10 protein-coding genes and 1 pseudogene are annotated in these 15,620 nt (G+C 73.4%); 3 read left to right on the forward strand and 8 right to left on the reverse strand.

What is annotated here, in order from left to right; genetic code table 11:
- Positions 1-118: 118 nt before the first annotated feature.
- The 3 genes from ACZ7FF_RS39405 to recA form a co-directional block, all read right to left on the reverse strand.
- The gene (locus ACZ7FF_RS39405) at positions 119-2,647 is read right to left on the reverse strand and encodes an FtsX-like permease family protein (RefSeq protein WP_470818836.1); all 2,529 of its coding nucleotides are present in this window, start codon (positions 2,645-2,647) and stop codon (positions 119-121) included.
- Between the two features lie 179 nt (positions 2,648-2,826).
- Positions 2,827-3,672 (reverse strand): recombination regulator RecX, encoded by an 846-nt coding sequence (gene recX, locus ACZ7FF_RS39410; RefSeq protein ID WP_470818838.1) that lies wholly within the window; start codon positions 3,670-3,672, stop codon positions 2,827-2,829.
- Positions 3,673-3,675: 3 nt separating this feature from the next.
- Entirely contained in the window at positions 3,676-4,803 is a 1,128-nt protein-coding gene (gene recA / locus ACZ7FF_RS39415) for a recombinase RecA (protein ID WP_470818840.1), read from the reverse strand.
- A gap of 282 nt (positions 4,804-5,085) precedes the next feature.
- Here recA and ACZ7FF_RS39420 point away from each other — a divergent pair, with 282 nt between their 5' ends.
- The gene (locus tag ACZ7FF_RS39420) at positions 5,086-5,829 is read left to right on the forward strand and encodes a hypothetical protein (protein ID WP_470818842.1); all 744 of its coding nucleotides are present in this window, start codon (positions 5,086-5,088) and stop codon (positions 5,827-5,829) included.
- Between the two features lie 53 nt (positions 5,830-5,882).
- Here ACZ7FF_RS39420 and ACZ7FF_RS39425 read toward each other — a convergent pair whose 3' ends face one another.
- Complete coding sequence (locus tag ACZ7FF_RS39425) at positions 5,883-7,124, reverse strand: AI-2E family transporter (RefSeq protein WP_470818844.1); 1,242 nt, start codon at positions 7,122-7,124, stop codon at positions 5,883-5,885.
- Between the two features lie 145 nt (positions 7,125-7,269).
- On the reverse strand, positions 7,270-7,464 hold the full coding sequence (locus ACZ7FF_RS39430) for a DUF3046 domain-containing protein (protein WP_470818846.1): 195 nt from the start codon (positions 7,462-7,464) through the stop codon (positions 7,270-7,272).
- An 80-nt stretch (positions 7,465-7,544) separates the two neighbouring features.
- On the opposite strand from ACZ7FF_RS39430, the gene ACZ7FF_RS39435 reads away from it, so the two are divergent.
- The gene (locus ACZ7FF_RS39435) at positions 7,545-8,489 is read left to right on the forward strand and encodes a hypothetical protein (protein ID WP_470818847.1); all 945 of its coding nucleotides are present in this window, start codon (positions 7,545-7,547) and stop codon (positions 8,487-8,489) included.
- Positions 8,490-8,500: 11 nt separating this feature from the next.
- On the opposite strand, the gene ACZ7FF_RS39440 is transcribed toward ACZ7FF_RS39435, so the two are convergent.
- The 3 genes and pseudogenes from ACZ7FF_RS39440 to ACZ7FF_RS39450 all read right to left on the reverse strand — a co-directional run.
- Complete coding sequence (locus ACZ7FF_RS39440) at positions 8,501-8,809, reverse strand: AzlD domain-containing protein (protein WP_470818849.1); 309 nt, start codon at positions 8,807-8,809, stop codon at positions 8,501-8,503.
- On the reverse strand, positions 8,806-9,534 hold the full coding sequence (locus tag ACZ7FF_RS39445; RefSeq protein ID WP_470818875.1) for an AzlC family ABC transporter permease: 729 nt from the start codon (positions 9,532-9,534) through the stop codon (positions 8,806-8,808). Before ACZ7FF_RS39445 ends, ACZ7FF_RS39440 begins: the two co-directional genes overlap by 4 nt.
- 59 nt (positions 9,535-9,593) lie before the next feature.
- Positions 9,594-10,412: pseudogene (locus tag ACZ7FF_RS39450) on the reverse strand (AraC family transcriptional regulator); the annotation flags it as partial.
- Positions 10,413-10,578: 166 nt separating this feature from the next.
- Here ACZ7FF_RS39450 and ACZ7FF_RS39455 point away from each other — a divergent pair.
- Positions 10,579-15,543 carry an ATP-dependent helicase gene (locus ACZ7FF_RS39455; RefSeq protein WP_470818851.1) on the forward strand — a complete coding sequence of 1,655 codons (4,965 nt, stop codon included), beginning with the start codon at positions 10,579-10,581 and terminating at the stop codon, positions 15,541-15,543.
- Positions 15,544-15,620: the final 77 nt, after the last annotated feature.

Below are 15,620 nucleotides of genomic sequence, written 5' to 3' on the forward strand. Positions count from 1 at the left end.
TGATGGGGAGGGGGCCTGGGCGCCCTGGCACCCTGCTCCGCGAGGAAGACCTGAAGTGCGAACTTCGAGAGTGGGGTCCTGATCGCCGCGTACGACCTGGCCAACTCTCAGGCCGGTGCTAGTCCTTCGCCGTGGCCGCCGTCACCGCCGGCACTCGTAGTGCCGCGCGGCCCGGCAGGGCGCTGCCGGCGAGGGCGAGGAGGGCGGCGGTCGCGACGACGGCTGCGTAGAGCAGGGGCGTGACCGTGGGCGCCGCCCGGCCGGTCATCCCGACGCTGAACGCGGTGAGCACGGCGAGGGCGATGCCGCTGCCCAGCGCGGTGGCGAGGAGCAGGACGGACAGCGACTCGGTGCGCAGCATCCGCAGCACCTGTCGCCGGGTCGCACCGGCGAGACGGAGCAGGGCGAACTCCCGCACACGCTCCGCGACCGACATGGCGAGGGTGTTGACCACGGCGATCGCTGTGAAGGCCAGCACGAGTCCCATGGCGAGATAGTTGACCTCCGCGTTCGCCTGCCGGCCGTCGGCCTGAAGCGCATCGGCCTGGGCGGGCGAGAGAATGCGCATCCCCGGGAACTCACGCAGTGTAGTCGCGAGTTGTGTCTGTGTACGGGTCGTGCTGACGAGGACGGAGGAGGCGAGCGGGTTGTCGACGTGGCGGGCGACGAGGTCGTGGGCGAAGGTGAGATCGCCGAAGCCGAGACCCCGGGCATAGACGGCGGCGACGGTCAGCGTGGCGGGCGTGCCGTCGCCGAGCGTGAGTTTCAGCGTGCTTCCGGGCTTCACATGCTGTTGTGCGGCGGCCAGTCGGCTGACGGCGACGGTGCCGGGGGCGAGCGCGTCCAGGGAGCCGGCGGTGACCTGCGGGTCCCAGGTGCGGGTCAGACCTGCCGGGGTGACGCCCTGGGCGGGGTACTTGTCGAGGCCGACGCGGACGGTCGTGCGGACGACCTCGATGACCGTGTCGTGCGCAGCGCGCAGTCGCCGCGCGGCCTCACCGGGGACACCCGGCCCCTGCGCGGCCACGACCCAGTCGGCCCTGACTCCGTCACGCGCCTGCGTTCGGGCGGCGTCGGCGAGCGTGGACTGGACGAACAGCACGGTGCAGGTCATGCCGATGAGCAGGGTGAGGGGGGTGACGACGGAGGCCATGCGGGTGGCGTTGCCACGCAGGTTGGCGGTGGCGAGGCGGCCGCCGTGACCGGTGAGCCGGAGCGGGCCGGCGAGCAGCAGCGTGGCCGCCCTGACGAGGAGCGGACCGAGCAGGGCGACGGAGGTGGACAGGACGACGACGGCCAGGAAGGTCACGGGAGTCGAGGCGGGTTCGGTACGCAGGGAGGTGAGGACGACGACGAGGACGGCTCCGCCGGCGAGCAGGAGCAGCCCGGCGAGGATCCGGCCCCAGGCGGGACGGGTGCGCTCGGTCCTGGCCTCCGCCAAGGCCTCGGCCGGCCGGATCCGGACGATCCTGCGGGAGGCGATCCGGGCCGCCGCCCAGGCTCCGAGCACAGTGGCGGCGAGAGCGGCGAGCGGCGGGAAGACCCCGACGGTGTGCTCGAGCGTGTCGGGTACGGCCCCGAGGGCGACGAACCTGGACTGCAGCCAGCCGCCCAGCGGCAGCCCGAACAGCGCGCCCACCGAGCCCGCGGCCGCGCCGACGATCAGCGCCTCCCGACCGAGCAGCCGGCGGATCTGTCCGGGCGTGGCGGCGATGGTGCGGAGCAGGGCGACTTCGCGGTGGCGCTGCTGGACGGTGAGCGCGAAGGTGCCGACGACCACGAGCACCGCCACCAGCAGCGAGGTGCCGCCCATGGCGCCGCCCATGCTGACCAGCCGAACGCGGGCGGCGGCCGCGTCCAGGAACTCGACGGGCCCGCGGGCGTCGCCGCTGCTGACCTGGGCGGTGGTGCCGTGCAGCGCCCGCGCCACGGCCTGCCTCAGCGCCTCGGGATCCGTCCCCGCGGCCGGCAGCACGCCGAACGCGGTGACCTGTCCCGGGTGCGCGGCCAGCCGACGGGCCTCCGCGGTCGAGAAGAAGAGAGACGTCTGGTGGCGTACGACGGTCGCCGGGGTGGCGATACCGGTGATCCGGTAGCTGCGCGGGGCCTGAGTGGACTGCACGGTGAGCCGGTCACCGGGCCGCAGCCGGGCGCGTGCGGCGAGGTCACTGTCGATGACCAGGTCGTCGGCGGACCGGGGCGCATGGCCCGTGCTCAGCCGGTACGGCGTCAGCACGGCGGAGTCCCAGGCGTGCCCGTAGGGGGTCCGGCCGCCGGTGCCGGCCCCGGTCAACGGCTGGGCGAGGAAGGTGAGTTCGGGGACGACTCGGGCCGCTCCCGGAGTGCGGGCGATGGTCGCGCGCAGGTCAGCGGGCAGCCAGGCGCGTTCGGCGATGGGCTTCGCCTTGTGCTTGACCTTGGTCTTGCCCTTCTTGTGCTTGACCGTGGTCTGGTGGACGTACTGGTCGGCGGAGACCACGACCGGCGCGGCGGCATAGCGCTCGGTGCGGATGGTGCCGCGCAGTCCGGTGTCGAGGAGGGTGCCGCAGGCGGTGATCAGGGCGGCCGCGCACATCAGGGCGAGGAAGGCGCCGAGAAAGCCCGCCTTACGGGCGCGGACTGTCCGGAGGGCGTAACGCAACATCATCGGGACGGGCTCTCTTCTGTTGTACGGCTGGGAGGACCGTGCAGTGGCCGCCCCGGCCCGTCTACTCGGCGCTCCGGGGCATGCGTACACCCTCGCCGTCACCGGGGCACCGGAGCATTGCGGTGACCCGGCGTCTTGGACGGGGGGTATCCCCCCTCCGGCCGCCCGTTGATCAGATGTCAGAAGTCCGTGTCTCCGAGGAAATCCGCGTCCTCGCCCTCTTCCTCCAGGGCCTGGCGGACGACGCGGAGGGCCATTCCCTCGGGGTAGCCCTTGCGGGCGAGCATGCCCGCGAGGCGCCGGATCCGCTTGTCGCGGTCGAGGCCCCGGGTGGCCCGCAGCTTGCGGGCGACGAGTTCGCGGGCGGTCTCCTCCTCCTGCTCGGAGTCGAGCTGCCCGACGGCCTCGTCGATCAGCGCCGAGTCGACGCCCTTGGTGCGCAGCTCCCGGGCGAGTGCGCGCCGGGCGAGTCCCCGGCCGTGGTGCCGGGACTCCACCCAGGCGTCCGCGAACGCGCCGTCGTCGATCAGCCCGACCTCCTCGAACCGCGACAGCACCTCCTCCGCCACGTCCTCGGGGATCTCCCGCTTGCGCAGGGCGTCCGCGAGTTGCTTGCGGGTGCGTGGGGTCCCGGTGAGCAGGCGCAGGCAGATCGCCCGCGCCCGCTCAGCCGGGTCCCCGGAAGACTCCCCCTTCTCGGCCCTCGACGAGGAGGAGGTGCCTTCGTCCTGCTCGGGCGGATCCCCGAAGTCGCGCCTGCGCCGGCCGCGTCCCCGGCCGCCCCGCGGACCGGCTCCCCGGGAGCTCCGGTCGCTCGAGCCGCCCCCGTGCCGCTCGTCGCTCCCGTCGCCCGGGTGGGCAGCCTCGTCCCCGTGACCGTCGTACTCCTCATGACTGCCGTGTCCGCCGTCCGCGTACTCGCCGTCACCACCCGGGGCGGAGCCCGGGTAGCCCCCGGCACCACTCCCCCGCGGGGCACCGGGGGTGGCGTACTCGTACTCGGCCCAGTCGGTTCGCCGTGTCATGGATCAGCTCTTGGCAGCGGCGGCCTTGGGCTTGGTGGCCTTGGCGGCTGCCGGGGCGGACGCCGTCTTCGCGTCGTCGGCGGCCGCGGTGGTGACCGCCGCGTCGGTGCCCGGCTCGGTCGCGGGCTCCTCCGGCCGGACACCCACGCCCAGCTTCTCCTTGATCTTCTTCTCGATCTCGTTGGCCAGGTCGGGGTTGTCCTTGAGGAAGTTGCGCGCGTTCTCCTTGCCCTGGCCGAGCTGGTCGCCCTCGTACGTGTACCAGGCGCCGGCCTTGCGGACGAAGCCGTGCTCCACGCCCATGTCGATCAGGCCGCCCTCACGGCTGATGCCCTGGCCGTAGAGGATGTCGAACTCGGCCTGCTTGAAGGGCGGGGCGACCTTGTTCTTGACGACCTTGCAGCGGGTGCGGTTGCCGACCGCCTCCGTGCCGTCCTTCAGGGTCTCGATGCGGCGGATGTCGATGCGCACCGAGGCGTAGAACTTCAGCGCGCGGCCACCGGTCGTGGTCTCCGGGGAGCCGAACATCACGCCGATCTTCTCGCGGAGCTGGTTGATGAAGATCGCGGTGGTCTTGGACTGGTTGAGCGCGCTGGTGATCTTCCGCAGGGCCTGGCTCATCAGCCGGGCCTGGAGACCGACGTGGCTGTCGCCCATCTCGCCCTCGATCTCCGCGCGCGGGACGAGCGCGGCGACGGAGTCGATGACGATGAGGTCGAGGGCGCCGGAGCGGACCAGCATGTCCACGATCTCCAGGGCCTGCTCGCCGTTGTCGGGCTGGGAGAGGATCAGGTTGTCGATGTCGACGCCCAGCTTGCGCGCGTACTCGGGGTCGAGAGCGTGCTCGGCGTCCACGAAGGCGACCTGACCACCGGCCTTCTGGGCGTTGGCGACGGCGTGCAGGGTCAGGGTCGTCTTGCCGGAGGACTCCGGGCCGTAGATCTCGACGACGCGGCCGCGCGGCAGGCCGCCGACGCCGAGGGCTACGTCGAGAGCGGTCGACCCGGTCGGGATGACCTCGATGGGCTCCCTCGACCGCTCGCCCATGCGCATGACCGCGCCCTTGCCGAATTGCCGTTCAATCTGTGCGAGCGCGGCGTCGAGCGCCTTCTCGCGGTCGGTTCCTGCCATGGGTTCCACCCGGTTTGCTTGAGTCGATCGCTTCACGTCAAAGACGCTAACGCCTGCCACTGACAATGCGCCCTGACGTCGGTCCGGCCTGTGGATAACCAGGGGACATATCGGCCCAAACCATGCCGAAATCCCCACCGAAAGCCTCGCCCGAGCCTCTATGAGAATGGATGTTCGATTTTAGTGTCAAGCGACACCGGAGGCCACTACTCCCGCCGGCGTACCACGACCGCCTTCGGCCGGACGACGACCGCGCGGGGCGGCGCCGGAAGCCTTGCCCCCATGAAGAATCCACGCGCCGTCGACCGGCTCTGCCATGCGACGGGACTGCTCCTCGTCCTCTCCGGCCTCGTGCACCTGGGGGTGTTCGCGGTCGACGGCGGCCCCTGGGACGGCCCGGTGTCCTGGCGCAAGCCCGTCACGTTCGGCCTCTCCTTCGGTGTGACGCTGATCGCGATCACCTGGGTCACGTCGTATCTGCGCATCGGGGCGCGGCCGCGCGCGGTCCTGCTGCTCGTCTTCGCCGCCGACTGCGTGGTGGAGGTGGCGGGCATCACCCTGCAGGCGTGGCGCCGGGTGCCGTCGCATCTGAACACGGAGACCCCCTTCGACACGGCGGTGTCCATGACGCTCGCCGTGGGCGGGGGAATCCTCGTCGTGCTGCTCACGTGGTTCGCCGTCGCGTCCTTCCGGTACCGGCCCACGGGCCCGGCGGGCATGCCGCTCGCGGTGCGCTCCGGCTTCGCGCTCATGCTGGTGGCGCTGGCCTCGGGCGCGGCGATGATCGCGCGCGGGGTGGTGCTGACCCGCACCGGCCACCAGGAGGCCGCCTATCACTCGACGGCCCCGCTCAAGCCGCTGCACGGGGTCAGCCTGCACGCCGTCCTCGTACTGCCGGGGCTGGCCCTGCTGCTGTCCCGCTCCTCCTGGAGCGAGCGGGCACGCCGGCGGATCGTGGCCACGGCGGTGGGCTGTTACGCGGCGGCCGTCGCCGCGGCCGGCGTGTGGGCTGTCGTCACGTACTGAGGCGAGCGGGCGTCACGGACCGGCCCCCCGGCGGACCCCAGGCGCCGGGAGCCTTACGACGTCTCCTCCGCGCCGGTCCGCTCGCCCCGCGGCCCCCAGATGCGCGCGAGCACGCCGGGGCCGCCCGGCCGCCGACGGTGCCCGTGCACCCGGGGATCGTCCGTGACGGCGTACCGCTTCACGTACGCCCCCAGGAACGCCTGGAGGGTGGCCACCGCGGGGATGGCGATCAGCGCGCCGACCGCGCCCAGCAGCGCCGTGCCCGCGATGACCGATCCGAAGGCGACAGCGGGGTGGATGTCGACGGTCTTCGCGGTCAGCTTGGGCTGGAGCATGTAGTTCTCGAACTGCTGGTAGACCACGACGAAGACCAGCACCCACACCGCGTACCAGGGCGCGACCGTGAACGCGATCAGCATCGGCAGCGCGCCCGCGAGGTACGTCCCGATGGTGGGGATGAACTGGGAGACCAGGCCCACCCAGACGCCGAGCACGGGCGCGTACGGCACACCCAGGGCCTGCAGCAGGATGTAGTGCGCGATCCCCGAGATGAGCGCCATGAGGCCGCGCGAGTAGAGGTAGCCGCCCGTCTTGTCGACGGCGATCTCCCAGGCGCGCAGCACCTCGGCCTGACGCGCGGGCGGCAGCACGGAGCACAGCGCCCGGCGCAGCCGGGGCCCGTCGGCGGCGAAGTAGAACGAGAACAACGCGATCGTCAGCAGCTGGAAGAGACCGCCGAGCACCTGCGCGGACACGTCGAGGACGCCCGCCGCGCTGTTCTGCGCGTACTTGCGCAGCCAGTCGGAGTGGAGCAGCCCCTCCTGGACGTCCACCCGTCTGAGGTTCGAGTGGAAGGTCTCGTTGATCCAGTTGATGAGCGAGTCCAGGTAGTCCGGGAAACCCTCGACCATCTTGATGATCTGGCCGGCGAGCATGGAACCGAGCAGTGTGACGAACCCCGCGACGACGATCGCCAGGCCGAGGAACATCAAGAAGGTGGCGAGCCCCCTGCGCATCCCGCGGGCGGCCATCCGGCTCACCGCGGGCTCGATCGCGAGGGCCAGGAAGAACGCGATCAGGATGTTGATCAACAGGTTGGTGAGCTGGTGGAAGGCCCAGCTGCCCAGCTGGAAGGCGGCGATCAGCGCGAGCGCGAGCACCATGGCGCGCGGCAGCCAGCGCGGCATACGGCCGCCCGGAGCGACGGCACCGGCGGCCGGGGGCCTGTCGGGCGTCGTACCGGTCGGTGCCGTGTTCCGGGTCGGCGGCTCGCTGTCGTCGTCGATGGGTGCCACGCGCCCAGTCTCACCCACGCCACCGACAACCTGCGCCCACCTGCGGGTCTTCGTGACCGATCAGTGCCGTACCGGCCGCCACGACAAGGGCGATACGGGCATTTCGGTCACCGAGTCCCGATGTACGGCCCACCCGATCAGTGCGTCAGCGCCGCTCTCCCGGCACGTTCATGACCGTGCAGACCACGCGCCACACGTCCTTGGCCTCCCAGCCGGCGTCCAGTGCCTCGTGCACCGTGCGTCCGCCCAGCTCGGCCATGACGTGGTCGCGCGCGAAGGTGTCGGCGTACCCCGGACCGAAGTGTTCCGCCATCCGCTGCCAGAAGACCGTCAACCGCATGACTCCAGTATCCCGCCCCTGGGGGTGGGCCCCGGCCGGGACCCCTTGCCGAGACCGCTTTCCGTCCTACGGTCTGACGCATGTCCGAAACCGGAGCTTCCCCACTCCCCTCCACGCCCCCGGCGCGCTCCCCGCTCTTCCGCGCCGAACAGTTCGTGTGGCTCACCGCGCGCGTGCTGGAGCAGCGCCTGTTCGCGTACCACTTCCTGCACGGAGCCCCGGAGGCGGTGGAAGCGGCACTGGACGCCCATCTCAACGAGGACGGCGGGTACGGGCACGCGCTGGAGCCCGACCTGCGCGGACCCGTGAGCCAGCCGCTGCACGCCGCGCACGCGCTGCGCGTCCTGGACGGCATCGGGCGCTGCGGCGGGCAGCGGGTGGAGCGCCTGTGCCGCTATCTGACCTCCGTGTCCACCGCGGACGGCGCGCTGCCGGCGATCCACCCGAGCCAGCGCGGCTACCCGGCGGCGCCGTTCGTCCCGGTCGTGGACGATCCTCCCAGCGAGCTCCTGGCCACCGGGCCGGTGGTGGGGCTGCTGCACCGCAACGAGGTGTGGCACGCCTGGCTGTTCCGGGCCACCGACTTCTGCTGGCAGGCGGTGGAGGCTCTGGACAAGTCGCACCCCTACGAGGTGGAGGCCGCCGTGGCGTTCCTGGACTCCGCTCCCGACCGCCCGCGCGCGCAGGCCGCCGCCGACCGGCTGGGCCGCTTGGTGCGTGAGCAGCGGCTCGTGGCGCTGGACCCGCGCCGCCTCGGCGCCTGGCCGGTGGCGTCCGGTTACGCCCCGGGCGAGCACCACTTCCCGCACGACTTCGCCAGGAGCCCGGAGTCACTCGCGCGCGCGTGGTTCACCGACGAAGAGATGGCCCGCTCGCTGGACCATCTGGCCGCCGAGCAACAGGAGGACGGCGGCTGGCCGATCCGGTGGCGCCAGTGGGCCCCGGCCCCCGCGCTGGAGGCGCGTCCCCTGGTGACGATCGAAGCGCTGCGCACCCTGAGGGCGTACGGCCGCTTCGTGGGCTGAACCGGCGTGGCTCAGCCTCCGATGGCGCGTACTCCCGCCGTCACGACCACGGCCGCGGCGACGACCAGCAGGAACGGTGCGCGCAGTACCAGTGCCACGGCGGCCGCCCCGAGCCCGGCGGCCCGGGCGTCCAGCACGAGCGCATGCCCGTCGGCGAACGTCTGCTGTGCGGTGAGCGCGGCGAGCAGGGCCACGGGCAGCAGGGCGGCGAGCCGCCGCACGAAGGGCCGCTCCACGGCGTGGGCGGGTACCAGCAGGCCGGCGAGCTTGACGGCGTAGCAGCCGAGCACGGTCAGGCCGATCGCGATCCAGGTGTTCACCGGTGCTCCTCCGGTCCGTCCGTCTCGTGCCGGGAGCTGCCGTGTCCGCGCCGTCCCGAGACGAAGAGGGCGACCGGTGCCGCCAGCGCGGCCACCAGGACCGGCACGCCGGCCGGCAGCACCGGCAGCAGGCCGAGGCCCAGCAGCACCGCGAGGCCCGCGACCGCGCGCTCGGTGGAGGTCCTCAGCATCGGGGCGAGCAGCGCGAGGAACACGGCGGGTCCGGCCGCGTCGAGGCCCCACGCGCGCGTGTCGCCGATGGCCTTGGCCCCCAGGGCGCCGAGGAACGTGGTGAGGTTCCACAGCACGTAGAGGGTGAGGCCGGTGACGGTGAACCCGATCCGCGCGGTACGCCGGGTCGGCTGCGCCAGGGTGACCGCCGTGGTCTCGTCGATCACCCACTGGGCGGCGAACGGCCGCACCGTGCGCGGGAGCGCGAGCAGCTGCGACAGGCGCAGCCCGTAGAAGGCGTTGCGTACGCCCAGGAAGAAGGCCCCGGCCGCGGCCGTGTACGGGTTGCCCCCGGCGGCGAGCGCCCCGACCAGGGCGAACTGGGAGGCGCCGGTGAACACCAGGAGGCTGAGCGCGCACGTCTGGAGGAGCCCGAGCCCGCTGCCGGCCGAGGTCACACCGAAGGCGAACCCGGAAAGGCCCACGGCGACGCCGACGCCGAGGGCGTCCCGTACGACCGCCGCGTCGGGCTTGTCCGCGCCCTCGCCGGTCATGTCCGCGAATGCTGTCTGTTGTGCCACGCCCCGGACGGTACGGGCGTACGTCAGTCCGGGTCTTGTACGTTCTTGCGCTCGCGCTGGTAGGCGCCCGGGGGCACGCCGACGATCCGGGCGAAGTGCCGGTTGAGGTGGGGCTGGTCGGTGAAGCCGACGGCGACGGCCGCCTCGGCCGGTGGCGTCCCCGTGTCCAGCAGGAGCCGCGCGCGGCGCACGCGGGCGTCGGTCAGCCAGGTGTGCGGCGGCATTCCGTAGGCGTTGCGGAACGCCCGCAGCAGCGCGAACGGGCTGGTCCCTAGGTCGGTGGCGAGCCGTTCCAGGGTCGGCGGCTCGGCCATGCGCTCCTCCAGCACCGCGCGAGCGCGTGCCGCGGTCCGGGCGCCGGCCGTCGCCGTCCGGCGCTGCGGCAGCGGACCGCCGTTCAGGCGCAGCAGCCTCGTCACGGCGACCCGCAGCAGGGTGTCCGCGGCCAGTGCGTTGCCCTCCTCGGCGGCGCGGAGCACCTGGTGGACGAGGCGGACGGTGGCGGGGTCGTCGAGGACGGGGCCGACGAAGCCGGGTGTGCCGCGGAGGGTGGTGGTCTCCGCCGCTATCGCCGCCACCACGTCGGGTGAGGGGTAGACCGCGCCGTACCGCCAGCCCTCGGGGACGCCGGCCCGGCCGGTGTGCGGGGTGTCCGGATTGACCAGCGCCAGGGCTCCCGCGCCCGCGGACACGTCGGAACCGCGGTGGTGGAACACCTCGACGCCGTCGGCGATGGCCGCGATCACGAAGTTCTCGTGGGTGTGCCGCACGAAGGTCTTGCGGACGTACCGGGCGCGCAGCAGGTCGACGCCGGGCAGCTCCTCGTACCGCCAGTGCCGGGCCCGCTCCACCGGTCGCCGCTGCCGGTCGCTGGGTGGGCGGTCGTCCTGCCCGTCGGCTGTGCCTGCCATACGGCCATTCTCCGCCGTCCCGGCCGCGCCCCCCGCCGGCCACCACCGCCGCTTGGCATTTGCCCAGGTCACGGCGATTGTCAGTGGCCGGGTGCAGGATGGACGCATGGTCAGCTCCGCACACCGGGCCCTCGACGGCTTCTCCCCCGCGACCCGCGGCTGGTTCACGGGGGCGTTCTCCGCGCCCACCGCGGCCCAGTCGGGCGCGTGGCAGGCCATCCAGGCGGGCTCGGACGTGCTGGTGGTCGCGCCGACCGGCTCCGGCAAGACGCTGGCCGCGTTCCTCGCCGCACTGGACCAGCTGGCGTCGAGCCCGCCCCCGGCCGACCCGAGGAAGCGCTGCCGGGTGCTGTACGTATCCCCGCTGAAGGCCCTCGCGGTCGACGTCGAACGCAACCTGCGCAGCCCGCTGACCGGCATCCGCCAGGAATCCGTGCGCCTGGGCCTGCCCGAGCCCGAGGTCAAGGTCGGCATCCGCTCCGGCGACACCCCGGCCGCCGAGCGCCGCGCCCTGTCCACGCGCCCGCCGGACATCCTGATCACCACCCCCGAGTCGCTCTTCCTGATGCTGACCTCGGCCACGCGCGACGCGCTGACGGGCGTGGAGACGGTGATCCTGGACGAGGTGCACGCGGTCGCCGGCACCAAGCGCGGCGCCCACCTCGCGCTCTCCCTGGAGCGGCTCGACGAACTGCTGCCCAAGCCGGCCCGCAGGATCGGCCTGTCGGCGACCGTCCGCCCGGTGGACGAGGTGGCCCGCTACCTCTCGCCGCGCCGGAAGGTGGAGATCGTCCAGCCGCGGTCAGGCAAGGAGTTCGACCTTTCGGTGGTCGTCCCGGTCGAGGACATGGGCGAGCTGGGCGGCTCCCCGGTGGCCGACGCCGCCGAGGGCGCGGAGCGGCCGTCGATCTGGCCGCAGGTGGAGGAGCGGATCACGGACCTCGTCCAGTCGCACCGCTCCACGATCGTCTTCGCCAACTCCCGGCGCCTCGCGGAGCGGCTGTGCAACCGGCTGAACGAGATCGCGTACGAGCGCGCGACCGGCGAGACGCTGGAGGAGCACCACGCCCCGGCCGAGCTGATGGGCGGCTCGGGCGCGGCCCAGGGCGCGCCCCCGGTGATCGCCCGCGCCCACCACGGCTCGGTGTCCAAGGAACAGCGGGCGCTGGTCGAGGAGGACCTGAAGGCGGGCCGGCTGCCCGCCGTGGTCGCCACGTCCAGCCTGGAGCTGGGCATCGACATGGGCGCCGTCGACCTCGTCGTCCAGGTCGAGTCCCCGCCCTCGGTGGCCTCCGGGCTCCAACGCGTCGGCCGCGCGGGACACCAGGTCGGCGCCGTCTCCACCGGCGTCGTCTTCCCCAAGTACCGGGGTGACCTCGTCCAGGCGGCCGTGGTCACCGAGCGGATGCGCTCGGGCTCGATCGAGGCCCTGAAGGTGCCCGCCAACCCGCTGGACGTGCTCGCCCAGCAGGTGGTCGCGATGACGGCGCTGGACGCCTGGCAGTTCGACGACCTCCTCGCCGCGGTCCGCCGCGCGGCCCCCTTCGCCTCGCTCCCCGAGTCCGCGTTCACGGCGGTCCTCGACATGCTCGCCGGCCGCTACCCGTCCGACGCCTTCGCGGAGCTGCGCCCGCGCGTGGTGTGGGACCGTGTGACCGGCACGATCACCGGCCGCCCGGGTGCCCAGCGGCTGGCCGTCACCTCCGGCGGCACGATCCCCGACCGGGGCCTGTTCGGGGTCTTCCTCGCCGGTTCCGACCCCAAGAAGGGCGGCGGCCGGGTCGGCGAGCTGGACGAGGAGATGGTCTACGAGTCCCGCGTGGGTGACGTCTTCACGCTGGGCACGAGCTCCTGGCGCATCGAGGACATCACGCGCGACCGCGTCCTGGTCTCCCCCGCGCCGGGCGTACCGGGCCGACTGCCGTTCTGGAAGGGCGACCAGCTGGGCCGCCCCCTGGAACTGGGCCGCGCGGTGGGCGCGTTCCTGCGCGAGGTCGGCTCGATGTCCAAGGACGACGCCCGGCTGCGGCTGCTCGCCGCGGGCCTGGACGCGTGGGCGGCGGACAACGTGCTGTCGTACCTGGACGAGCAGCGCGAGGCCTGTGGTCACATCCCGGACGACCGCACGATCGTCGTGGAGCGCTTCCGTGACGAGCTGGGTGACTGGCGGGTCGTGGTCCACTCCCCCTTCGGCGCCCAGGTGCACGCCCCCTGGGCCCTCGCCCTGGGCGCCCGCCTGTCCGAGCGGTACGGCATGGACGCACAGGTGATGCACGCCGACGACGGCATCGTGCTGCGCCTGCCCGACGCCGACCTGCTGGGCATGGACCTGCTCGACCAGGAGCCCGCGAAGGCGGGCGCGGAGTACGACAGCGAACAGGCGCCCGTGGGCGCGGCGGACGTCGCCTTCGACAAGGGCGAGGTCGACCAGGTCGTCACCGACCAGGTAGGCGGCTCGGCCCTGTTCGCCTCCCGGTTCCGCGAGTGCGCCGCGCGCGCGTTGCTGCTGCCGCGCCGCAACCCCGGCAAGCGCACCCCGCTGTGGCAGCAGCGGCAGCGGGCGGCCCAACTCCTCCAGGTGGCGAGCGAGTTCGGCTCGTTCCCGATCGTCTTGGAGGCGGTCCGCGAATGCCTCCAGGACGTCTTCGACGTCCCCGGGCTCGTCGAGCTGATGGGGGACGTCGAGTCCCGCAAGGTGCGTCTGGTCGAGGTCACCACCCCGGAGCCGTCCCCGTTCGCCCGCTCCCTCCTCTTCGGGTACGTCGCCCAGTTCCTGTACGAGGGCGACTCACCGCTCGCCGAGCGTCGTGCCGCCGCGCTCTCCCTGGACTCCCGGCTGCTGGCCGAACTGCTGGGCCAGGCCGAGCTGCGCGAACTGCTCGACGCCGAGGTGCTGACCGAGCTGGAGCGCGAACTCCAGTGGCTCACCGAGGACCGCAGGGTCAAGGACGTGGAGGGCGTGGCGGACGTGCTCCGGCTGCTCGGCCCGCTGACCGACGTCGAACTGGTCGCGCGCGGCGCGGATCCGCAGTGGGCGCGAGAGCTGGCCGGTGCCCGCCGGGCCATCAAGGTCCGGATCGCCGGCGCCGACCACTGGGCGGCGGTCGAGGACGCGGGCCGGCTGCGCGACGCGCTCGGCACGGCCCTGCCCGTCGGCGTCCCCGAGGCCTTCACCGAGCCGGTCAAGGACCCGCTGGGCGACCTCCTCGCGCGGTACGCCCGTACGCACGGCCCGTTCACGTCGACCACGACGGCGACCCGCTTCGGCCTGGGCGTGGCGGTCACCGAGGGCGCCCTGCAGCGGCTCGCCGCGAACGGCCGTGTCGTCCAGGGCGAGTTCCATCCGGCGGGCATCGGCCAGGAGTGGTGCGACGCCACCGTGCTGCGACGCCTGCGCCGCCGCTCCCTGGCGGCCCTGCGTCACGAGCTGGAGCCCGTGCCGCCCGCCGCGCTCGCCCAGTTCCTGCCGCAGTGGCAGCACATCGGCAGGGGCCACGGTCTGCGGGGCGTCGACGGACTGGTGCGCGCCGTCGAGCAGTTGCAGGGCGCCTCCGTGCCCGCCTCGGCGCTGGAGAAGCTGGTGCTGCCGTCCCGCGTGGCGAACTACACCCCGTCGATGCTCGACGAACTGACCGCGGCGGGCGAGGTCGTGTGGGCCGGCGCGGGCGCCCTGCCCGGCAAGGACGGCTGGGTCTCCCTCTACCTGGCGGACGCGGCCCCTGTGCTGCTCCCGCCACCGCACCCGCTGGAGCTGACCGCGCTCCACCAGTCCGTCCTCGACGCTCTGTCCGGTGGCTACGGCCTGTTCTTCCGTCAGATCGCCGACCAGGTCCGGGCGACCACGCACCCCGAGGCCAGTGACCCCCAACTGGCCGACGCGCTCTGGGATCTGGCGTGGTCGGGCCGACTCACCAACGACACCCTCGCACCGATGCGCTCCCTGCTGGGCTCGGGCCGTACGGCGGGCTCGACCGCCCACCGCGCCAAGCGTGCCGTTCCGCGCGGGCGTTACGGCTCCCTGACTGCCGCCGCGCGCACGGCGTCCCGCACGGGCCCGCCGACCGTCGCCGGCCGCTGGTCGCTGCTGCCGGCGGCCGAACCGGACGCCACCGTGCGCGCACACGCGCTGGCCCGCACGCTCCTGGACCGGCACGGTGTGGTCACCCGGGGAGCGGTCGCCGCGGAAGGCGTCGAGGGCGGCTTCTCCGCGGTGTACCGGGTGCTGTCCGCCTTCGAGGACAGTGGCCAGGCGAGACGCGGTTACGTGGTCGAGGGGCTCGGGGCGGCCCAGTTCGCCATGGACGGCGCGGTCGACCGGCTGCGCGCGGTGTCCAACGCGCGCGAGAGGGGCGAGTCCCTGCCCGGCCAGGGCTCCCAGAGCCCCTTCGCTTCGGGCTTCCCGGGCGGTCCCGGCGGTTTCGGCGACACCGACGGCGGTCCGCACGGCCACGCGCCCCTCGGCGCGGGCGACGGAACCGACTCCGGATTCGCACACCCCGGCCTGGACGGTGACTTCACCTGGCCGCCCGCGGCCCCGGACGAGTACGTCTCGCCCCGCGACCTCGCCGACCCCTTCGCCTCCCCCGGCTACGGCGGTCCCCGAGGAGGCGGAACGACCGGCTACGGCCAGGCCCCGAACCGGGGCTACGGTGACAACCGCACCCGCGGCGGCTCACCCGACCCCCGTGCCGTGGTGCTCGCCGCGGCCGACCCGTCGAACGCCTACGGCGCGGCGCTGCCCTGGCCCGAGCCGCCGACCGGTGCCGGGCACAAGCCGGGCCGCAAGGCGGGCTCGCTGGTCGTCCTGGTGGACGGGGAGCTGACCCTGTACATGGAGCGCGGCGGCAAGACACTGCTGGCCTGGCCCGCCACCCCGGACACCGCGGCCACGGACGACCCCCGTCTGCGTACGGCGGCGGAGGCCCTGGCCGCCGCCGCCCGCGCCGGCTCCCTCGGCACGGTCACGGTCGAGCGGATCAACGGCGCCCAGGCCCTGACCTCTCCCACCGGCACCCTCCTGGAAGCAGCGGGCTTCGTGGCCACCCCGCGCGGCCTGCGCCTGAGAGCCTGACGACCACCGAGCACAGGCCGGCGCCGCGAGAGCCGTCCGGCGCCACCGCGAGATCCGCCGGCAGCAACCCCGCCTCG

Source organism: Streptomyces sp. NPDC037126, assembly GCF_055605965.1.